This is a genomic window from Pseudomonas sp. NY15437, assembly GCF_048068435.1.
Lineage (GTDB): Bacteria > Pseudomonadota > Gammaproteobacteria > Pseudomonadales > Pseudomonadaceae > Pseudomonas > Pseudomonas nitroreducens_B.
Genome location: NZ_JBLUQC010000005.1, coordinates 337,776 through 356,402, shown reverse-complemented (window position 1 = coordinate 356,402; position 18,627 = coordinate 337,776). Strand labels below are relative to the sequence as shown.

Annotated in this window: 33 protein-coding genes; 13 read left to right on the top strand and 20 right to left on the bottom strand. The window is 60.7% G+C overall.

The features are described 5' to 3' along the window. Positions 1 to 107: 107 nt before the first annotated feature. From ACNFIA_RS14905 to ACNFIA_RS14825, 17 genes are all read right to left on the bottom strand, one after another. The gene (locus ACNFIA_RS14905) at positions 108 to 845 is read right to left on the bottom strand and encodes a hypothetical protein (protein ID WP_416786056.1); all 738 of its coding nucleotides are present in this window, start codon (positions 843 to 845) and stop codon (positions 108 to 110) included. 1 nt (position 846) lies between these two features. Beyond that, the gene (locus ACNFIA_RS14900) at positions 847 to 1,176 is read right to left on the bottom strand and encodes a phage holin, lambda family (protein WP_316867218.1); all 330 of its coding nucleotides are present in this window, start codon (positions 1,174 to 1,176) and stop codon (positions 847 to 849) included. 105 nt (positions 1,177 to 1,281) lie between these two features. After that, complete coding sequence (locus ACNFIA_RS14895) at positions 1,282 to 1,998, bottom strand: DUF4339 domain-containing protein (protein ID WP_416786052.1); 717 nt, start codon at positions 1,996 to 1,998, stop codon at positions 1,282 to 1,284. 252 nt (positions 1,999 to 2,250) lie between these two features. Next, positions 2,251 to 2,610, bottom strand: coding sequence for a hypothetical protein (locus ACNFIA_RS14890; RefSeq protein ID WP_416786049.1), 360 nt, complete (start codon positions 2,608 to 2,610; stop codon positions 2,251 to 2,253). 61 nt (positions 2,611 to 2,671) lie between these two features. Next, positions 2,672 to 3,229 carry a hypothetical protein gene (locus tag ACNFIA_RS14885; protein WP_416786046.1) on the bottom strand — a complete coding sequence of 186 codons (558 nt, stop codon included), beginning with the start codon at positions 3,227 to 3,229 and terminating at the stop codon, positions 2,672 to 2,674. Further along, positions 3,226 to 3,507: a hypothetical protein gene (locus ACNFIA_RS14880; RefSeq protein WP_416786044.1), complete on the bottom strand. Its 282-nt coding sequence runs from the start codon at positions 3,505 to 3,507 to the stop codon at positions 3,226 to 3,228. Before ACNFIA_RS14880 ends, ACNFIA_RS14885 begins: the two co-directional genes overlap by 4 nt. Next, a complete protein-coding gene (locus ACNFIA_RS14875; RefSeq protein ID WP_313462493.1) occupies positions 3,504 to 4,928 on the bottom strand; it encodes a replicative DNA helicase in 1,425 nt (474 codons plus the stop codon). Before ACNFIA_RS14875 ends, ACNFIA_RS14880 begins: the two co-directional genes overlap by 4 nt. Continuing rightward, positions 4,925 to 5,752, bottom strand: a complete 828-nt coding sequence (locus ACNFIA_RS14870; protein ID WP_416786040.1) for an ATP-binding protein — start codon at positions 5,750 to 5,752, stop codon at positions 4,925 to 4,927. Before ACNFIA_RS14870 ends, ACNFIA_RS14875 begins: the two co-directional genes overlap by 4 nt. Next, positions 5,739 to 6,800, bottom strand: coding sequence for an HNH endonuclease (locus tag ACNFIA_RS14865; RefSeq protein WP_416786037.1), 1,062 nt, complete (start codon positions 6,798 to 6,800; stop codon positions 5,739 to 5,741). The genes ACNFIA_RS14870 and ACNFIA_RS14865 overlap by 14 nt, the downstream gene beginning before the upstream one ends. Beyond that, positions 6,800 to 6,994 carry a hypothetical protein gene (locus ACNFIA_RS14860; protein WP_037008905.1) on the bottom strand — a complete coding sequence of 65 codons (195 nt, stop codon included), beginning with the start codon at positions 6,992 to 6,994 and terminating at the stop codon, positions 6,800 to 6,802. Before ACNFIA_RS14860 ends, ACNFIA_RS14865 begins: the two co-directional genes overlap by 1 nt. Then, entirely contained in the window at positions 6,991 to 7,221 is a 231-nt protein-coding gene (locus ACNFIA_RS14855) for a hypothetical protein (RefSeq protein WP_037008907.1), read from the bottom strand. The genes ACNFIA_RS14860 and ACNFIA_RS14855 overlap by 4 nt, the downstream gene beginning before the upstream one ends. Continuing rightward, complete coding sequence (locus ACNFIA_RS14850) at positions 7,218 to 8,030, bottom strand: hypothetical protein (RefSeq protein WP_037008910.1); 813 nt, start codon at positions 8,028 to 8,030, stop codon at positions 7,218 to 7,220. Before ACNFIA_RS14850 ends, ACNFIA_RS14855 begins: the two co-directional genes overlap by 4 nt. After that, positions 8,027 to 8,338 carry a hypothetical protein gene (locus ACNFIA_RS14845; protein ID WP_037008913.1) on the bottom strand — a complete coding sequence of 104 codons (312 nt, stop codon included), beginning with the start codon at positions 8,336 to 8,338 and terminating at the stop codon, positions 8,027 to 8,029. Before ACNFIA_RS14845 ends, ACNFIA_RS14850 begins: the two co-directional genes overlap by 4 nt. Beyond that, positions 8,335 to 8,571, bottom strand: a complete 237-nt coding sequence (locus ACNFIA_RS14840) for a hypothetical protein (RefSeq protein ID WP_037008915.1) — start codon at positions 8,569 to 8,571, stop codon at positions 8,335 to 8,337. The genes ACNFIA_RS14845 and ACNFIA_RS14840 overlap by 4 nt, the downstream gene beginning before the upstream one ends. Continuing rightward, positions 8,568 to 8,876, bottom strand: coding sequence for a hypothetical protein (locus tag ACNFIA_RS14835; RefSeq protein ID WP_037008918.1), 309 nt, complete (start codon positions 8,874 to 8,876; stop codon positions 8,568 to 8,570). Before ACNFIA_RS14835 ends, ACNFIA_RS14840 begins: the two co-directional genes overlap by 4 nt. Positions 8,877 to 9,123: 247 nt before the next feature. After that, a complete protein-coding gene (locus ACNFIA_RS14830; RefSeq protein ID WP_416786032.1) occupies positions 9,124 to 9,450 on the bottom strand; it encodes a hypothetical protein in 327 nt (108 codons plus the stop codon). 141 nt (positions 9,451 to 9,591) lie between these two features. After that, positions 9,592 to 9,909, bottom strand: a complete 318-nt coding sequence (locus ACNFIA_RS14825) for a transcriptional regulator (RefSeq protein WP_416786029.1) — start codon at positions 9,907 to 9,909, stop codon at positions 9,592 to 9,594. 96 nt (positions 9,910 to 10,005) lie between these two features. On the opposite strand from ACNFIA_RS14825, the gene ACNFIA_RS14820 reads away from it, so the two are divergent. Genes ACNFIA_RS14820 through ACNFIA_RS14810 form a run of 3 tightly spaced genes read left to right on the top strand, consistent with a single transcriptional unit; the run spans position 10,006 to position 11,801 of the window. After that, positions 10,006 to 10,863, top strand: a complete 858-nt coding sequence (locus ACNFIA_RS14820) for a S24 family peptidase (protein ID WP_416786026.1) — start codon at positions 10,006 to 10,008, stop codon at positions 10,861 to 10,863. Positions 10,864 to 10,905: 42 nt separating this feature from the next. Then, positions 10,906 to 11,634, top strand: a complete 729-nt coding sequence (locus ACNFIA_RS14815; protein ID WP_416786023.1) for a zeta toxin family protein — start codon at positions 10,906 to 10,908, stop codon at positions 11,632 to 11,634. Continuing rightward, positions 11,631 to 11,801, top strand: coding sequence for a hypothetical protein (locus ACNFIA_RS14810; RefSeq protein WP_416786020.1), 171 nt, complete (start codon positions 11,631 to 11,633; stop codon positions 11,799 to 11,801). The genes ACNFIA_RS14815 and ACNFIA_RS14810 overlap by 4 nt, the downstream gene beginning before the upstream one ends. Before the next feature lie 52 nt (positions 11,802 to 11,853). Here ACNFIA_RS14810 and ACNFIA_RS14805 read toward each other — a convergent pair whose 3' ends face one another. Further along, on the bottom strand, positions 11,854 to 12,186 hold the full coding sequence (locus ACNFIA_RS14805; RefSeq protein WP_416786018.1) for a DUF1654 domain-containing protein: 333 nt from the start codon (positions 12,184 to 12,186) through the stop codon (positions 11,854 to 11,856). A 160-nt stretch (positions 12,187 to 12,346) separates the two neighbouring features. Between ACNFIA_RS14805 and ACNFIA_RS14800 the strand changes: the two genes are divergently transcribed. From ACNFIA_RS14800 to ACNFIA_RS14755, 10 genes are all read left to right on the top strand, one after another. Beyond that, positions 12,347 to 12,733: a response regulator transcription factor gene (locus ACNFIA_RS14800; protein ID WP_416786016.1), complete on the top strand. Its 387-nt coding sequence runs from the start codon at positions 12,347 to 12,349 to the stop codon at positions 12,731 to 12,733. Positions 12,734 to 12,866: 133 nt separating this feature from the next. Then, the gene (locus tag ACNFIA_RS14795; protein ID WP_054909084.1) at positions 12,867 to 13,304 is read left to right on the top strand and encodes a tellurite resistance TerB family protein; all 438 of its coding nucleotides are present in this window, start codon (positions 12,867 to 12,869) and stop codon (positions 13,302 to 13,304) included. Continuing rightward, positions 13,301 to 13,507, top strand: a complete 207-nt coding sequence (locus ACNFIA_RS14790) for a hypothetical protein (RefSeq protein ID WP_054909085.1) — start codon at positions 13,301 to 13,303, stop codon at positions 13,505 to 13,507. The genes ACNFIA_RS14795 and ACNFIA_RS14790 overlap by 4 nt, the downstream gene beginning before the upstream one ends. A 62-nt stretch (positions 13,508 to 13,569) precedes the next feature. After that, complete coding sequence (gene csrA / locus ACNFIA_RS14785; RefSeq protein ID WP_416786014.1) at positions 13,570 to 13,767, top strand: carbon storage regulator CsrA; 198 nt, start codon at positions 13,570 to 13,572, stop codon at positions 13,765 to 13,767. After that, positions 13,764 to 14,753 carry a hypothetical protein gene (locus ACNFIA_RS14780; protein ID WP_416786012.1) on the top strand — a complete coding sequence of 330 codons (990 nt, stop codon included), beginning with the start codon at positions 13,764 to 13,766 and terminating at the stop codon, positions 14,751 to 14,753. Before csrA ends, ACNFIA_RS14780 begins: the two co-directional genes overlap by 4 nt. Continuing rightward, positions 14,750 to 14,971 (top strand): hypothetical protein, encoded by a 222-nt coding sequence (locus ACNFIA_RS14775; RefSeq protein ID WP_416786010.1) that lies wholly within the window; start codon positions 14,750 to 14,752, stop codon positions 14,969 to 14,971. The genes ACNFIA_RS14780 and ACNFIA_RS14775 overlap by 4 nt, the downstream gene beginning before the upstream one ends. Next, a complete protein-coding gene (locus ACNFIA_RS14770; RefSeq protein WP_416786007.1) occupies positions 14,968 to 15,174 on the top strand; it encodes a hypothetical protein in 207 nt (68 codons plus the stop codon). The genes ACNFIA_RS14775 and ACNFIA_RS14770 overlap by 4 nt, the downstream gene beginning before the upstream one ends. Further along, positions 15,171 to 15,866: a hypothetical protein gene (locus ACNFIA_RS14765; RefSeq protein ID WP_416786005.1), complete on the top strand. Its 696-nt coding sequence runs from the start codon at positions 15,171 to 15,173 to the stop codon at positions 15,864 to 15,866. The genes ACNFIA_RS14770 and ACNFIA_RS14765 overlap by 4 nt, the downstream gene beginning before the upstream one ends. A 184-nt stretch (positions 15,867 to 16,050) precedes the next feature. Next, entirely contained in the window at positions 16,051 to 16,284 is a 234-nt protein-coding gene (locus ACNFIA_RS14760; protein ID WP_416786003.1) for a hypothetical protein, read from the top strand. Positions 16,285 to 16,287: 3 nt separating this feature from the next. Next, positions 16,288 to 16,593 carry a hypothetical protein gene (locus ACNFIA_RS14755; protein WP_416786000.1) on the top strand — a complete coding sequence of 102 codons (306 nt, stop codon included), beginning with the start codon at positions 16,288 to 16,290 and terminating at the stop codon, positions 16,591 to 16,593. Positions 16,594 to 16,604: 11 nt separating this feature from the next. On the opposite strand, the gene ACNFIA_RS14750 is transcribed toward ACNFIA_RS14755, so the two are convergent. Beyond that, positions 16,605 to 17,576: a hypothetical protein gene (locus ACNFIA_RS14750; RefSeq protein WP_416785997.1), complete on the bottom strand. Its 972-nt coding sequence runs from the start codon at positions 17,574 to 17,576 to the stop codon at positions 16,605 to 16,607. Between the two features lie 22 nt (positions 17,577 to 17,598). Beyond that, complete coding sequence (locus ACNFIA_RS14745) at positions 17,599 to 18,555, bottom strand: tyrosine-type recombinase/integrase (RefSeq protein WP_416785994.1); 957 nt, start codon at positions 18,553 to 18,555, stop codon at positions 17,599 to 17,601. Positions 18,556 to 18,627 lie beyond the last annotated feature (72 nt).

The following is an 18,627-nucleotide window of genomic DNA, read 5'->3' as shown; positions in this document are numbered from 1 at the left end:
CACAACAACCAACCCCTGAAATTTGGTCATACATATTTGGCGCGCGGGGCTCGAATTACCCTCATAGGGGGGTACCCCAGGGAGGACCCAAAGCCCATAGGCAGGCCCTATCGACGGGTGCGCCGGGCCTCGGCGACTGCCTTCACGGCCTCGTCGCGCAGCCTCGCCTCAGCTTCGCGCTGAGCGATCTGATGGAAGTCGAACGTCTTGCGATAGGTGGGCTTGGACACGAAGGCAAGGATCATGGCCAGGCCGTCCTTGCCCTTAGCTGTACGCTCGGCGATGCCGATGGGCTGGCGATCAGAGCCATGCATCACGAAGTAGCGGCGGTAGTTGCCCTTCTTCGTACTGCGTGCACTGCTGGTAGCGTTGGCGTCGTAGCCCTGCTGGGTGAAGCCACCGATGCCCGACAATGCCTTGGTCACCTGGCCGCGCACCATGTTGCCGTACTTGTCCAGCTTGGCTCCTGCGCCGGGCGCGATGTACTTGCCCTCGGGCAGGATGCCGCGCTCACGCAGCTGCCGCTCTACCCGCTTGGTCCGGCGATCACCGCCGTAGATCTCAGGGGTAAGCCAGCGCGTGGCCGGCTCAGCCTTCACCGACTCGTCCTTCATCCACACCCGAGCCACCAGCTTCTCCTTGGTGGCAGGGAACACGCGAAGGCTGTTCAGGGTGTACGGCGTTGGCCGATCGAACACGGTGCGCATCGAGGTGACCAGCACCTTCTCCACAGCCTGCGCTGTGCGAGTTAAGGCGAGCGCTGCCGCGAACGGGATCTGGTCCTGCTCCAGGCTGGACAGCTCGTCATCGAAATCATGCAGAAGCCCAGGGCTGATAATGATCACCTCAACCCTCCCGGCGCGGCAGCTTCCAATCGGCGAATCGATCAGCGATGTCGGCGAGCTTCTTCACACCCAGGAAGCCAGTGAACACGCCAGCAGCAGTGGCCATGTTCGAGGGCAAGCCAAACCACTCCAGCACAGGGATCAGGCCAAGCGTAATCAGCGTGCAGAGTGCGGCCTCAAGCAGTGCCTGGCGACGGGTACCGCCACCGTAGATAACCCGGATCAGTGCAACCAGGAAGGACAGTGCGCCGGCGTACAGCACGGGCGAGTGCTGGCTCAGCCAAGCAAGCACAAGCGCCCACGTCTCCGGTTTGTCGGGCATCTGGGGCATTCTCGTTATCCCCTCTGCGGGGCAGGAATGAAAAAGCCCAGCGCGGAAGGCTGGGCTCATAAAAAAGCCCGGCTCAGTGGCCGGGCTTCGCTTCAGTCAGCAGTCTTACTGTCGGGGGATCTGGACATAGATGTTCTCCCCCTTCTTCTGGATGGTGATATTGAGCTCGTTGCCATTATCCAAAAGAGCCGTGGCACGGTAGAAACCGCTCTTCGGCTCATCATCAATGGTTACTGCAACACAAGAAGAGCTCTGGTAAAGCTGCTTATGGATGATGTCGGTAACAATCGGACAGGCAGCATCTTCGATGGCGGAATCCCCGCCGGCCAATCCCAAAAGAATCGACACAATGAAAGCTGCAATCCATCCGTAGAAGTAGTTCTTTTTCTGTCCCAGGATGCTGGCGCGCTTCCAAAGGTAGACAGGAACGATTACTACCGACCAGCTCTCAGGGGCGGCATGGCCGGCCGCTTTCAGGCGTCTCTCGTCAAAGACGCAAAGACCGATATTGAAGGCGAGGAACGCCCACCAGACGCTGACGCCCAAGAAGTACTCGAGCACTCCACCTGCCAGCTGAACGCCAACTAGCCCCCAAACAAATCGGTTATCAATATCCGAGGCTGCAAGTGGTGGCGGGCCGGATGGGCGACTGACGCTGTCAGCCAGTTCAGTGTCCCGCAATGACACCCACTCCCCGTCTCCCGCCCATACCTTAGTCTCCAGATGGATAGCACTCGAAGCCACAAACTCCTTCATCTGGTCGATCGTGAATGGCCCTTGCCGAGAACCGTTCAACGCGTAATACCAAGACGCTTCAGACATCCCTGATCCCCTTAACCATGTTGCCCATCAAAAGTATGGCAATGAGACATGATCATCGGCAACGAATCAAGAAGCTTTAGGGCAAATTGACAGATCATTGCGGCGGAACGCCACTGCAACGAAAGAGCACGCCGCGGCGGCCTGCTCCAGAAACGAAAAAGCCCAGCTCGATGGCTGGGCTTTTTGTTGCCGGTCTGTGCGACGCGCACGGATCAGCAGATGTGGTGAATTTCGCTCATTCGCTCACAAGAGTCAAGCTTTGACTGCTTCCAACTCACCATCGAAATAGCCTGTTTGACCTCCCTCGGTTATTTCCCCCTTAAGGTAGATAAACTCGCCCTCTACCTCCTCCATAATTTTTAAACGAATAGTCCATGGATCACTGCATTTCACGCCATCTTTGAACGCCCAAATGTCCCGAGCTAGATACGTCCCATCAGGCTGAAGCTCAGCGTGCTTGCCAGCGTCAACCTCCCAGCGACCGTGATCTACGGTGACCGAAGCGACGACAAAAACGAGAACACCATCTCGCAGTATCAGCGTTGAAAAATCCATATGGTCGGGACCAGGCTGGACGTAGTACAACTCCCCCGCATATCGCCTCTTCAGCATAAGTCCTCCTTCGCGGAAAAGCGGCAGATGCCAGCACACTAACATCTGCCAACATCCCTATCTACGAGGCATCCAGTAACCTTTCACGCTCCAAAATATCAGTGACGCGGATCATCGCCTGCTCCTCGATGGCATCCAGCGCCTTCCAGATATCGCGTCGCCACCGGCTGCGAGTGGAGTCCGGACGCGCCTCGGTGTCCCACTGGTTGATGTCGTACCACTTCGCCGACAGAACCAGGACATCGGTGGAGCGCTTGCCATCCTTCCCCTTCAGCTTCGGGATGCACCAACTGGTCACCGCGTAGGTCAAGAAGACGCGCGGCGCCGGGCTGGTGACCCTCGGCACCATCCGGCCGACCGCGTTGAGGCGGCGACCATTGTGGGTCGAGTAGCGCGCGTACAAGACGTCCCACTCCGACTGGCTCAGCTCGCGGTGGAGCAGCGCATGGAGCATGCAGTCGAACTCGAACTGGTCCTGTGCCGACAGCAGCGCGCGGTACCCGCCATCCACCTTCCGATCGATGAGCTTCTGCCAGCTCTGCTTTGCCGTGTTGTCGATCACGTCAGCTGCCAGCACGCGGACGATCGCCGGCAGCACGTCTCGATAGATTCCCGTCATGCGGCCCCCTTCGGCGGTGTGTTCATCCCCAGGGCGTCGCGCAGCAGTTGCTCCGCTGCGGCGCCCTTGACGTTGCCCTGCTGTACCCAGGCCTTGGCGAAGTCCTCAAAGCCGAGGGGCGACGGGCTGCCCATCCAACTGGCAACCAGTTGGAGCAGTGCTGCCATTGTCGATGGCCCGCCGAGGCGATTCGGCAGTTCCTGAGCCATCACCTGGAGCATCTGCCGCTCCGGTCGGGTCATGCTTTTCCTTGGTGCGAGCGCCATTACGTTGCTCATGCTGCTTTCCCCTTGCCGTACTGGCGGCCCTTGTACGGCCGAGCCATCTCGACCTCTTCGTCGCTGGGCATGTACCCACCGGCCAACTCAACGAACCGATGGAAGTGCCCCTGGTGCTGGACGTGGGCAATGCCGGTGGGGCCGTGGCGGTTCTTGTCGACGATCAGCTCAGTGACGCCGGCCTGGCCCGCCGGGCTGTCGTTGTCGCGGTGTACCAGCACCACCACATCGGCGTCGGCCTCGATCTGGCCGGAGTCGCGCAGGTCGCTCTTGGTGGGGCGCTTGTTCGCGCGCGCCTTGGGCCCACGGTTGAGCTGGGCCAGCACCACCACCGGCACGCCGAGCTCCTTGGCCAGGCGCTTCATGCCCTTGCTGATCTCGGTCACAACGTCGTAGCGGCTGGCGTTCTTCTGCTCGCCCTTGATCAGCCCGATGTAGTCCACCGCCACCATGCCCAGCCCGTGCTCGCGCTTCACGGTGCGGCAGATCTGGCGGATGTCTCGCAGGGTCAGGGAGGCGTCATCGCACAGGATCAGCGGGGCGTCGTTGAGCTTCGCGACCGCGCCGGTCAGACCCGGCCAGTCAGAGTCACGCATCGAATGGCCTTCGCTGATGTGCTTGAGTGGCACGCTGCCCACCGAGGCAAGCGCCCGGTTGGTCAGCTCCACATCGGTCATCTCCAGGCTGAAGACCAGCGCAACGTCACCGCTGTGCAACGCCACCCGCTCGGCCAGACCGAGGCCCAGGGTGGTCTTGCCACTGCCGGGCTCACCAGCGACCACCACCATGTGGCCAGGGCAGATGCCGGGGATGAACTCGTCCAGCGATGGCAGGCCGGTGTCATAGCCAAGGCTCACCTGGCGGTTGAAGCGCCTGTCGATGCCATCCACAGCCTCAGGAAGCACGTCGCGGATGAAGCGGTACTTCTTCCGGCTGTCGGTCCCTTCGGCCTCCAGCGCAAGCCATGCCTGCTGGCCCTGGCTCAAGACCTCATCCAGGGGCTCGCCATCCATCAGGCGTTGGCTCATGACCTGCGCGGCGGCGATCACGCGGCGCGCTACCGAGCGCTGCTTGACCGTCCTGGCGTAAGCGCCGGCGTTGGCTGTGCTCGGGGTGTTATCCGCCATCTTCGCCGCCACCTGGAGGACGCTCTGCCCATCGGCCAGGTGCGATCGGGCCTCGTACAACGTCACGATGTCGATCGCGTGCCCTTGGTTGCGCATAGCCACCAGCAACTCGAACAGCTCGGCGCAGGCCGGGTGGTGGAAATCCGAGACCACCAGCTGGCCACTGAGGTCATCAACGAGCTCGGGCTGCTTGATCATCGACCCGATCACGGCGTACTCGGATTCATGGCTGTACAGCTTGGATTCGTCCACGACGGCCTCGAACAGATGTTCGTCGGGATAGCGGTCCATCATGCGGCACCTCCGACGCGAGCAGACCGCCAGGTGAACGGGGCCAGCAGGCCGCCGTTCTCCCGCAGCCGGTCAGCGGCACGCGGGCCAATGAACTCTGGCAGGCGCTCGCGCGTCTGGTTGCTCACCAACACGGTGGGCAGCACCAGTTGATACCGCCGGTCGATCACCTCGTGCAGCAGGCCGGGGGCGAAGTCGCGCCCCTGGCGAGGGGTGTGCATACCCACCTCGTCGATCACCAGCAGGTCCACCTCGGCCAGCTCCTGGAGCAGCTGGGATTTGGTGTGGCTGGCGTTCTGCCGGAAGCTGTCGGTAACGCCCTGGATGATCGCCTCGGCGGTGACGATCAATCCCGTGGCCTGCTCCTCGCGGACGATGTGCTGCAGGATCGCGCAGGCCAGGTGAGTCTTGCCGTTGCCGATCTCCCCCAGCAGCATCAGGGCACGGCCCTGGCGGTAGTTCTCTGCGAACTTCTCGGCGTAGCCACGGCAGATGCTCAACGCACGAGTCTTGCCGGCGTCGCCGGCATCGGTGAGGAAGTTGTCGAAGGTGCAGCCGCGGAATCGCGGCGTGATACCGGTGGCAATCAGGTCCTGGCTCAGCTCGTGCTCGGCAGCAGCCTTTTCGGCGGCCTGCCGGCGCTCGTCTTCCTTGGGCTTGTTGTACAGCAGTTCCCACTGGCAAGCCGGGCACTCGGTGCGGTACCAGCCGCCGGCGAACAGTTCGACCAACTGCTCGTCGTAGTTCTTGTGGCCACGGCCAGCGCGGCAGCAGACCTCATGCTGCTCGGCGATTCGCGGAGCAGGACGGAACTTAGAATTTGTCACTTGGGTACATCTCCTGCGAATGGGTAGGAACCGAGAGGACAGCGCTCTGCTGGGCGGCCTGGGCTTCTGGCTGCGGGCCCAGGTACGGCGTCCAGCGCTCGCCTGGACCAAGGAAGGTGGCCGGCTGCTGCACGTACTGCGTGCCGGCCTTGCCCAATGCCACCTGCTCCTTCCGGTAGGCGATGGCTGCGGCGATGAGATCCGAGCTGGGCACGCCAGCGCGAATACGTGCCTGCCAGGCCTTCCAGGCGTCAGGCTTCGGTGACGCCCTGTGACGCTTCGGGTACTCACGCCAGAACGACTCGAAGTCGTCGGAGTACTTGCCGACCTGTTTACCCGCCGCGGCAGCGGCTCCCCCCTCTGGGGGTAAGGGGGGGAGGGAATCAGGAATCAGGTTAAGGGAATCAAGAGAGAGGGAATCAAGAGAGAGGGAATCAGATGGACAAGGCGCACCATCGTTGCCTTGAACACGGCTCAACGATGAATCATCGACGGCGCGTCGATAGTCCTTGGTGGTGTCACCCTTGGCCGAATTACAGCTTGTGCACAGCGTTTGCAGGTTCTCGGTTGAGTTATCGCCGCCCTTAGCAAGAGGCTGGATATGGTCAAGGGACAGACCTTCCTCCGCGCCGCACTTGAGGCACCGATTGCCATCGCGCTCAAATACCGAAAGGCGGGTTTCGCTCGAGACGTCGTAGGCATGCCTGGTTACCTGAGGTCGGCCAGGGGGCGCAGGGATATCGCTGGCAATCTCCTTGTGATGCGGCTTCTGGTGCTTCGTGAATGCCTCGATCTGGATGTACTGCTCGCTATCTACCTCGTAGCGCTCAATGAACCCCTTCCCCGCCAGGTTAGCCAGGCCGGTCTCCACGTCGTAGCTGTCACCAGGGAAGAGCTCAATCTTGATCCGGCGCGGCCTGTCCTCCAGCCGCCCCTCGCGGTCGGCCAGCGTCCACAACCCAATGAACAGCAGCCGGTCCAATGGCTGCAGATCGATCAGGTGCTCATTCTTGAAGAACGAAGGCTTGATGTTGCGAGAGCGAGCCATCAGTCAGCCTCCTCCGCGTTCCACCAGGTCTTCGAGGTGCACAGTTGGACGCGGGCGTATGCCATCACGGCGCGCAGCTGCTCGGGCGAGAGAATGATGGTCTCCTCCTCCCCCATCGAGTTCTCCTGTCGGATGGCGAAGTACCCGCCATCGGAGATGTACACGTCAGTTTCAAAGGTCGGCTTGAGCTTCATACGTCCAGCTCCTCAGTTACCCGCTTCACGAAATCGTCGTAGCTCTCGGCCATGACGAAGCCCTGGTCTTCGAGCGCGGCGCGGCTGGCCTTGGCATGGGAGTACAAAACCCAGCGCTCACGCTCAGGCAGATCGCGGAATTGACGGTAGGAAGGCCACGGGCCGGCGATCACCGGCTGGCCGTTGGGGCCGGTGGTGATCCGGCCGGGGTTCGGTTGGGTGGTCATTCACCAGCCTCCTGGGCGGGCGTGCCGCGCATCTGGAAGCGCTCGATGCCGGCGCCGAAGTCAGGGTGAATCGCGCGGTGCGGGGTCACGAAGGTGCAGCCGCGGGCGAAGCGCTCGAACACCCTGCTGATCTCGGCCTTGGCCCAGACGGCAAAGGGACGTGCGTTCAGCTCCTCGTGCTTGCTGCGGACCATGGCGAAGGGGCGCGGGCTGTGTGGCATCTCGCGCACCACAGCGTCGATCACCCTGGGCGGGAGGCCGTACTGCTTGCCGATCCGCTGGCGGATGGTGGTGATGCTCTCCATGCCGTTCGGGATCGAGTCGAGCAGCGGGTGCGCGCGGTCCATGTCGCCGACAGTTTCGGCCAGGGCCGCCACCTGGTGTTCGGTTTGCCGCTGGCGGCGCTCCAGATCGACGGTGAGTTGGACGCTGGCCAGCAGCTGCTCGGCGGCGGTCAGCGGCTTGGTCAGCTTCTCTTCCAGCGCAGTCATGTGATCGAAGACCGCAGCCTGCAGGTCGTAGCTGTAGGACATGGCCATCAGGCAGGACTCGCGCTTCGGGAAGCGGTAGCCGCGGCGGGGCCTGCCGTAGTTGTCGGGGAGATCGCATTCAAATGAATGAGATGTCCCGCCGAGGACTTTGGGGACCTTCGCCAGCAAGTTGGCGTGGGTCAGCTCGGGAAATTCGTCCGACGGGAACGACTGCCCAGCCTGCTCGGCCTGCTGCTTGCGGTGGGAGTTGATGAAGTCGACCAGCTCCAGGCTGGTCATGGTGGCGGCCGATCCGCCGGTGATGGTCAGGTCGGTCATTCCAGATTCCCCTTGGCAATACGCTCGCCGATCTCTACGGTCCCCTCCTCGAACATCCGGAGGGAAAGAAGGACATCGCCCAGGCTGGCGAGAAGGCGCAGCAGATCCATCGCCTCCTCGTCGCGCAGCGTGTCGTCATGGTTGTGAAGCAGCGCGTTCAGTGCAGATAGGCCGTTGGTAATCGTGTACTGAAGGTCGCGGGCGGAAGACTGGACGCGCTCGATGTGGGCCGGCTCTGGGGTCATGCCATGCCAATAGTCATCAGCGCACAGGAGCACGTTGGACCAGGGGTGAAGGTTCTTCTTCATGCCGGCACCTCCAACTTGGTCAGCAGGCTGACGAGGTCTTCGCCGGCGAGCTTGGCGATGGTGATGATCGAGAAGTGGATGGCGTCTACCTGGTCGCCGGCCAGACGCGGAGCAAGGTCCCGCGAACCTTCGAAAGCCAGGTCTTCGCGAACAGCGGAAGCCAGGTCGCCAACGGCGCTGATGTAGTCCTGGAGTTGATCCGCCAGAATTTGCACTTCGGTGCGAGTCTTCATTCCTGGCGCCCTCCCTGTGCGCGAAGGCGCTCAGCGCAGGAGGTCTCGAAATTCAGCAGGCCGTAGATGCCGCCACCCAGTTCTTCGAGCAGCCACCCAAGCCGTTCCGCCATTTCCTGGCCGACTTCGCCCTCAACGGCATTGCTGGCGAGCAGCGTGCCGATGGCAGCAATGCCCAGCGAGATGTTGCAGATGGCATCGCGGGCGGTATCAAGGTCGTGCTTGATTTCGTCGATGTCGGCAGCGCTGAGCACCTCAGCCGGATCACGCTTGCCCTTCTTCCGGATCACATGGCAGAGGTTCATTCGGATGCCCCCCCTTCATGACGAGCCACGCCACGTCGGGCGGAATCCACCAGCTCCGCAGCGGAGCGAGCCAAGAACTCAATGCCGTAGTGAGCGCCAGGCTCCAGAGGCTCGCCGTCCAGGTCGCTGAAGAGGTACTGGATGCTTTCGATAAGGCGGAGCGCTTCATCCAAGGCGCCGTCGACAGAGGTGTCAGGACAAACGCGGAAGTGTCCCATGGGGATGCAGGGATCGACCCTGGGGAGGCTCATGCTTCACCTTCCTGGCGCTCAAAGGCGCGCTGGCAGGAGGAGAACATAGCGCCAACGGTCGAAGCAGCCATGGCAAGAACCTGCAGTTCCATACCGTTTGCCTCGCCCTCGCCCTCGTCCGCGAGTCGCCTCAGAAGACAGAAGATTCCATCGTTAAGCGTGGTGGCATTGGCCATCACGGCAGAGCACGGAATCCCAGGGTTTACCTGAAGGATCGTATGGCCTGTGAGTGGGCTACCCCAGAAACCACAGCCGGTTGTCTTGGCCTCTGGTTTATCCTGTTGCGCCATTGGCGCCGCTTTGATAGTTTTAGGTTGTGACATTTTCTCGTCCTCCTACAGACGATGAAGTACCTAGGCAGCCGCTGGCACGGCTACCGGAGAAGACCCGCCCTGGCAGGCGGGTTTTTTATTGCTCGGAAGAAAGTCAGCCTGGCCTGAAGGTGGCGGCCGAGACAGAGGGGTTCATGCGGGCGCCTCGATACTGGATGCCTGAACAGGATCATCGAAGCTCTGCAACGCGGAGAGATCAGCGGTTAGGATTTCTTCAACGTCATCGGCGCCGCTGCCAGCGCAACCCCAAGGAAACGAAGGGCAGAGATCAGAGCGGCTCACAACACGACCCGTCAGGCGCTCAATCTCAATCGCCCTGGCTGCTGGAATAGGACGAGCGCCAGAACACCACTGACTTACGGTTGGCTTCTTAACCGAAAGGCGCTTGGCCAATTCCGTCTTGCTGCCAAGGATCTCCGCTGCCTTACGTGCAGCCGCTGAGGGGGTCATGAGGATTCTCCGATGAAAGCTCATGACAAAATAAGGCATTGGCTAATCAATAACAAGCCATTGCCTAATCACCTTATGTAAAGGCCATATTAGGCAATGCTTACTGGATTAGATCTTGGCCAAGCCATTGAGGCCGCCCGTGTCAAAAAAGGCATCACCAAGAAGGCCCTTGCAGAGGTCTTCCGTGTTGCGGCGCCCTCCGTTCAGGGATGGGTAACCACCGGGCGAATCGACAAGTCAAAGCTGATCGACGTGATCCGCTTCTTTTCGGACGTGGTCGGTCCCGAGCACTGGGGACTCGATGATGGCGATCTCATTTTCGCGTCCTATCCAGCTATAGACCCAGCTCTAGAACCTGAGCCAGAAACAGCCGCTGATGCAGTGCTGCGGATGTTAGCGAAGCATGGGAAAAACCTGCCTCCCGAAGCGCGACAGAAGATCGCGAATGCAGTCTCTGACTCACCTCCATCCGGAGGGAGTAGTAATGTCATCCATGGAGATTTCTCCCGTTCTACAGTGGTGAAGGGAGACACCATAGTCATCGCGCAATATGACGTCAGGGCGGCGATGGGTGCAGGAGGGCAGGTACCCGCTGACTACCGTGAGTTCGTGCGCAACGTGGTGGTCGACAGGATCCAGCTCGACGACCTCGGCATCAAATACACCGCGCCTGAAAATCTCAAGATTATCAGTGGATGGGGTCAGAGCATGCTCGGCACCATTGAGGACAAGTCCCCGTTGCTCGTCGATATCGGCGTTACCGACTGGGCCGACGACGGCGTGTACGTGTTCACCTGGCTGCAACACCTCTACATCAAACGCGTGCAGGTGCTGGACGCAGAACACTTCCTTCTCGTCTCGGATAACAAGGCTTTCGAGCCTCAGAAAGCCAGGATGGAAGACATGCACTTTCAGGCAAGAGTCCTGGGCGTCTGGAATTTCCGGAAGCTGTAACCCGCGGTCAGACGATGAGGGACTAGAAGAGTGCCCCAATGGATGAGCCCCATCGATGAGTACACTCAGAATGAGGCAATCGAATTTGCCCGAGCCAACAAGAAATCCATCGCAAGGCGGATAACAGACAAGAACGTCTATCCCCCCGAAAGCGCCCCGGTGTCAGTATTCATGGCAGGCTCGCCAGGTGCGGGAAAGACAGAAGCCTCGACGGCCCTGCTCGGCCTGTTCACCAATACCCGCATCCTACGCATAGACCCGGACGAGCTGCGCAATGAGTTCAAGGCCTACAAAGGGGGGAACGCTTGGCTGTTCCAGGGCGCTGTCTCAATCCTGGTCGAGAAAATCCTCGACATGGCCCTGGATAACCACCAGTCATACCTACTCGACGGTACCCTCGCCAACTACGACTTGGCCAAGAAGAACATCCACCGCTCACTCAAGCGCGGCAGGTTCGTGCAAATTCTCTACGTCTATCAAGACCCGCTGCTGGCGTGGGAATTTGTCCAGGCCCGCGAGGTCGTAGAGGGGCGGCGCATCCTGCCAGAGCATTTCGTCGCACAGTATTTCGCCGCGCGTGACGTCGTGAACCGTCTCAAGCTAGAGTTCGGCAAAGACATCAACGTTGACTTGCTCCTCAAGAGCAACGACAACTCCAATCGCCAATATAAGGCAGGCGTCGACAAGATCGATTATCATATCCCCGAGCGGCATACGCGCGAATCGCTGGCCGCTCTACTCGGAATCACACCATCAGGACTCCAATCATGATGTTCTTCAAGACAGGCACCAGCCGGGCAGCCAAGAGCAACCCATTTGCCGACTTCATCCGTAATGCCAAATCGGATGAGAAGAAACGCGTCTACAGCGCAGTCATCACGGAGTCCACCAAGCAGCAAAACGAAGTAATCACGGCCGCCAAGCTCCAATCAGCTTGAGCAAGAATCGTCGAAAAGCCCCGCCACCGCGCGGGGCTTTTCGTTTCTGCCGTTAGAACGGCGCCGGCTCCTCGTCCAGCCGCTGCGCGACCAGATCCGGAGGCATATCCACCGCCGCCGCGGCCTCGTCGTCATTTGCCGCCTCCCACTCCAGCAGTACCGTGCCGCCCTCATTGACGGTCATCTGCAGCCCATCAGTCTCCGCGAGCTCCTCTAGCACTTGGCGCCACGCCTGATCCGTATCGCTATCTAGACGCCAAATTGACGCTCGGCATTCGGCCTGTGCCTTCGGGCTGTGGATCATCGCAGACACCCGCAGGCGCAGGCGATCCAGCGCGTTAACCCCACCCTTTTCTTGATCGTTCGAACGCTTCTGCTTGGCCATACGCCTCTCCTTTTGCTGTACATAAATACAGTACTTTCTGAATCGCTAAGATTCAACTGGAGAGGTCTGCCTAATAAAATTAGGCATTGCCTATTTACACATGATTAGGCATCGGCTTATATTCGCCCTACCGACGCGAAACAACCCAACGGGGCGCAGCATGGAAACCATCAACACCGGCAAATGGAAAGGCACTCTCGGCATGGGCCTCGCGCCCCGCGAGTTGGAGGCGACCCTGCTCGCCGCCGACGAGATGAGCGCGAAGGAGATCGCGCGGGTGATGGGGATTTCCCCCGGCACTGTCCAGAAGCGCCTCGATGACGCGCGCTTCAAGCTCGGCGCCAAGACCGTTCGCGGCCTGGTGCTGGAGGCCTTCCGCCGCCAAATCATCGCCCCGGCCTGCGTGATGGTGCTGGCTGGTATGGCAGCAATCCACCCGATCCTCGATGACGACCCAATTCGCCGCGACCGCCGCCCGCCGGAGCGCAAGAGCGAGCTGCGCCAGACCTCCCGCCGCAGCGAGGAAGCAGGACTGATAGCAGCGTGATCAGCGGCGTGCGCTCCTGATCGAGCGCAGTCCGGTGACCACCAACCACTGATTCTCGGAAAGCCAAACAGCCCGGCAGGGGATCGGCTTGCCCGGATAAAGCGCACCACCACACCAACAGAGAGGAAACACCATGTTCGGCATCGGTAAAAAACTGTTCGGCGCCAAGCGCGCGGTGAAGAAGCTGGAAAACCGCGACCTGATGCAGGCGATCGTAGGCGGCTGCCTGCTGGTCGCCGCTGCCGACGGCGAAATCAGCAAGAACGAAGCCGCGCAGATCGACATTCAGATCCGCGCCAACAAGAACCTGGAGCACTTCGGCTCCGAGATCACCAGCACCGTCAACCTGTTCACCGAGCAGCTGCAGGCCGGCTTCCGCCTGGGCCGCATGAACATCATGCGCGAGATCGCGGACATCAAGAACAACCCGCTCGATGCGGAAGAGGTGTTCGTGAACATGCTCACCGTTGCCGAGGGTGACGGGAATATCAGCCCCGAAGAGCTGAAGGTGCTAGCCGAAATCGGGACCCAACTCGGCCTGCGCCTGAAGGACTTCGGGATCGAGGCATGAAGCGGCGCGCGCGGAAGAGTCTTGTCCTGGTTCTGCTGGTGGCGCTGGGCGCATCTGCGGTCAATGCCGCCCTGAACTGGGGCAGCTGCAGCTACTACGGATTCCAGACCGGACGTGACACCCGCTATGCGGCCTTCATGGGCTGCATGGTGAAAACGCCTGCCGGCTGGGTTCCGCGCAACGAACTTCGAGTCATCCAGTAGCCGCTTCACTGAAGCGCCTGGGTAACCGGGCGCTTTGGGAAGCCACCCAAGGAGAAGGAACCATGTTGATTTTGACCAGGCGCGTAGGCGAAACCATCCGCATCGGCGACGACATCGAGGTCGTGGTGCTCGGCGTGAAGGGCAACCAGGTGCGTATCGGTGTGACCGCACCGCGTGACACCGAGGTACATCGTGAGGAGATCTACCAGCGCATTCATGGTGCAGAACTGCGCCATCAGCCCAATGCAGTGGGGGCATGATCATGGAAGCCATCACCATCGTTCTCCGCTCCGGAATGGGCATGCAGCTCACCTCGGTTCGCCCCTACCTGAAACCCGGCACACCGATCGCCATCGGCCGGGGCGGCGCAGTAATCGCCGATGTGGTCGAGGGCAACACCATCGAGGACAAGCGCCAGGCGGCCGAGTCTGCTGCCGGTTACATCGATTCGGTGGAGAGCAGACTGGAGGGAGCGGAGTCACTGGAGCTTGTGGTTAGCGCGCTGGAGCGCACGCTGCTGTGCATCGAGAAGCACGCAGTGGTCGGCCAGACTGGCACGACCCGGCAAGCGATGGACGCTCTCGGCAACATCCGCGAGTTGGCGGCGGCATTCCTGGATCAGTCTGGCGCACGGGAGCAGCCAGTAAAAACCGGCGAGCCTCCCTACTCCGCGCCGACTTCCGCTTGCTGCGGCATATGTAGCCAGCAGGATCACGTTGACGAGAACTGCCCCTGGCAGGGCGCTCGCGCCGGGCTGGCATTGGTGCAACAGATCGACAGGCACCTGGTAGAGCACGCCCAAGAGTTCAACGCCGCACCCAGCGAAGCACTTAAGCCCAGCATCTTCGACATCATCACAGGCACCGCCGGGCAGGCAGCCAACGTGCCGCAGGTGCTCCCCTCGAGCGAGGAGCACGCGGCCCAGATCGAGCAGGTGGCTGCCGGCCTACGCGAGGACCAGGCCGAGTTGGCCAAAAGCATCCTGGTTCTGGGGGATTGGCTGGAGCGAGTGGAGATCGAGGACGGTTACGTCGGCGTGCCGGTGATCGAGGCGGTCGAGGTGGTGGTCACCGAGCTGAAGCGCCAGCAGAAGACGGCGGACCCCGTTGTTTGCCGCTACGGACACTGGTTCGCGGGAGATAGCGACGAGGCAACCTTGATCCGTGAACGCGGCATCTGCAGTGACTGTGCCGCAGTCGACGACTCCTGGCTTGGCGCGCAGGAGCCAGAAGGCGGTGAAGCATGAGCACAAGCACCCACTGGTTCTGGCACTGGCTGCTCGGCACCTTCGCCATCGCCAACTTCGCCATCGCGATGGGCGCATTCGAACAGCGCGACGAAGCCAGGCACCTGGCCAAGCCCGTCATTGACATGAACGGCACCACCATCGTGGTCAGCTGCCCCAAGCCCATCACGCCAACCGCCGCGCGCCCAGCCCCGCGGCATGAGAGGTTCATCCTATGACCCTGACAGCACATGTGCCGGCGTCCACTGGCGCACACACCTTCGAGTTGGTCACCAGCAATCCTTTCGCCGTCCTGGGTGATCGGCTGGTGCAGCTCGGCCTTGCACTGCAGAGCGGGGAAAGCACTGTCGAGCAGCTGGTGCCGCTGGCAAAGGCCTGCGGTCTGCAATTGCGCATAAAAGTGGTGGAGGGCGAGCAGTGATCCGCTCTCCGAAGCGTCTGCACAAGGCAATCGATATCGCGTGCGACGATAGCCGCTCGATAGCCGTGCGGCTGATCGCCTATCGCATGGCCGTCCGCTGCATATGGGGAATCCGCGGCCTCGGGCGCGTCACCTACGCGCAGCAGATGGCCAAGCTGAAGCGCGGCCTCCCCTTCACCGCTGAGGCGCTGAAGGCTGTTCAAGAGCAGGATCGCCAGCAGGCACAGGCGACGTGGAAGGCCATGGTAGAAACGGGCGCCTGGCTGGCCAGCGCAGCGGCAGGGATCGATGCGCTGATGACGTTCGACAGCCTGTGCGACGTGCTCTCTGTTAATCATGCTCACCGCGCTGAAGCTCGGGAGGCGGCCGGTAAGTTCCGGAACAAGATTGACGGGCTGCTCTGGAGCGGCGGCGTGTTCGAGGATAGCGCGCACCACCGCAGCGGCCGGCGAATCCGCTGGGACGCCGGTCCCTTCTCCGTGGCGATGAGCTTCGCCATGAACGACTTCATGCTGAACAACCCGGACGCCATCCCTGACCCGTTCGCACCGGACGGCCCATTCTATGGGGCGCCGCGCCAGTACCAGACGGAGGACGGAACGACCTTCATTCAGCGGCCGGGGCTTACGGTACATCGCGCTGACGGCTCCACCAGGATGATCGAGCGCAAGCCGGAGGTGAGCCGTGGGTAAGCCTCTCGGATCACTCGCACGGCAAGCGCTCGATCGGGCCAGGAGGATAGCCCCGGCACCGGCGCGCAAGAAGGCAATCGCCAAGTCAGCACCAGCAGAGCGGAAGGCGATTACGCAGAGGCATGAAGAGACAGATGAGGGCTTGCCGGTCCGTGTCGCGCCGGCAGGGCAACGAGTCGACCAGGTGCTGTTCAGGCAGGGGCGCATCGAGACGGCCGAGCTGCTGAGCACGATGCTCGGGATGATCGAGCACCAAGGTGCAGCGGCCGAGGTGATTGCGCTATTGAGGAAGGGGGCCGAGGCAAAGCCGGCGAGCTATGCCGCTGGCGTCGAGTCCTTGCTTGATGAGGTGGCGGCGATAGTCGCGCGCCACGAAATGAACAATCCGCGAAACGTGGCGCGGGAAAGCCGGAGGTAGGAGATGGAGCAGAGTGTTCAACCGACGGACCAGGATCTGGCCGCCGCGATTCGTGACTTGGTGGCGCAACTCAGTGCGCCGAAGATCGCGCCGGACGAGAAGCTGTGGACCAGCAGAGAGATTGGCGAGTACCTGAAGCTCTCGCACGTGACGGTCGAGCAGCGCGTGGCGATCCGGCCGGACTTCCCGGAGCCTCTACAACCCTGCGGCACGGTGAAGGCGATGAAGCGTTGGTTTGCTGTCGACGTGAAAAAATGGGCGAGGCAGAACAGTAGTAAGTTGCCGAGAGGTAGGGCTAGCAAAAGCTAGCCCCTTTTGTATCAATCCTTTCCACTAACATCATCGACAGCTAAAACCGAGGTACGCAAAATCCTCCCATTCTCCATTACCGAATAGTGGAAGAGGCGGATTGGTTTGGCGTGCTTGATTGCATCAAAAAGACGGTCAAGCTTATCGGGATCAAATGTCGAAAGTTCTACTCGCCCTGGAAAGCTATACTCCTCCTCGGGAAGACGAAGTGTAAGCGCAAGATAGTCTTGATTCCGCTTTATCATCTCAATCAAGACTTCTTCACGACGCTCGCTTCTAACTCGATCCTTCGGTTCCTGAGCACGTATGTGCTCTAGCTCATCGGCATTAAAATGCTGACCTTGGATTTCCATAGATGTCGCATCGGGGGCTGAGCTTACAATCGCGCGGTAACCCTCGCTCGCCCGGTCCCTGACTCGCGCCGCTTCAGTGGTGAAATTATTTCCTGCCAGCGCATCTGCCAGCTTGCCGACCACTTTCGCATTGAGTTCAGCGGTTTTCTGGTCAGCCTCGAAGCGAGCCTTTTCAAGATCATTAGCGTTCCACTCAGAAAACACGTGGTAACCGGCAAATGACAGAACGGCCACTATCAGAAAAGCTGTAACCTGACCACCAGACATTTTATTCATAGGGAGTGCCGAAAGAATTTTATTCAAGAATTCGTCAAGGGGACTCTTTCCATCTGTGCAACCTTTGGAAATCTCGAAAATTAAATCTAGCTCAGCCTTCTCAGCGTGGGTCAGCCGCGTTAGTACAGGAGAACCGTACCTTACTTCGGCGTAGGCCCGCAGCAATTGCTCGTGAAACTCAACAAGGCCCATCATGAGCCGAGGAGTGAGCGTCCCCTTGTATCGATCCCCCTCGATCTCTACGTGAAAGTTAGGCCAGCCCTTGAAAATTGGTAGAACAACAGAGTTTCCTTTCATAGCACTGATTGCTTCAAGGAACGCTTCAGCACTATCAACAATCATCGCTTCCTTCATTTTATCCCGGCTTCCTGCAGATTCAGTCGAGACGGCTCGCAACCTCCGTAGCCGTGGCATTGTAGTAGACCATAAGCGAGCGCGGGTCGCGATGCCCTGTCATCCTGGCAAGGTCCAGGACGTCGAGCTTTCTGGCGAGCCTGGTGGTTGCCTCGTGGCGCGTGTCGTGGAATGTCAAACCGTCGATCTTCAAGCGGTCACGGACGCGACGGAACATGACGTCTGCCGACTTCGAAGACAGCGTGAACAGCTCCTGGCGATCGCCGGCGGCATCGACCATCACCTTCAATAGATTAACGGCGCGTGAGCTCAGCGGCACCTTGCGCGCGTCGCCGTTCTTGGTATGCGTCAGCTCCACGTATCGGGCCTGCAAGCTCACCCGGCCGGAAGATAGGCCGAGAATCTCGCCTTGCCGCATGGCAGTTTCCAGCGCAATCAGGAAGGCATAGGCCAGTTCCTGCAGCTTGCTGGTAGGCGCCTCGCCCTCGACATACCCAAGACCGTCGAGAATCTTCTTTTCCTCAGTGGCCGAGATCCGCCGATCCCTGGGCGGCCGGTTCTTCGGTCGCTTCACCTCGCGAACGGGGTTTGATTTGATCCAGCGCCATTCGCGCCGCGCCTGCTCGAACACACTGGACAGCAGCGTCATCTCTCGTCGCACGGTTGAGGTGGCCACCGACTTCAATCGCAGGTCACGCCAGGCCGCGATCTGCTCGGCGCCGACGTCAGCGATACGCTCGCCGACGAACTCCAGTTCATTGATAAGCTTGTCCAGGCGGATCTCCTCCCAGCGCTGGCCAACCTTGCTGGGCGATACCTCAAGCTTGTATTTCTCCAGCGCCTCCTTCAGAGTCGAGTTCGATGTCCCTTTGGGGCTTCCCACTCCAGCCAGAATCTCAGCCTCTCGCTGAGTCGCCCAGGCCACCGCCTCAGCCTTCGTGGCGAAGGTGCCTGAGTCGCGCACTCCCTTCTTGGCCACCTCGACGCGCCACCCGCCGCTTCGCTTCCTGTACGTTGCCACCGTGAACCTGCCTTGGCGTAAATTTGGCGT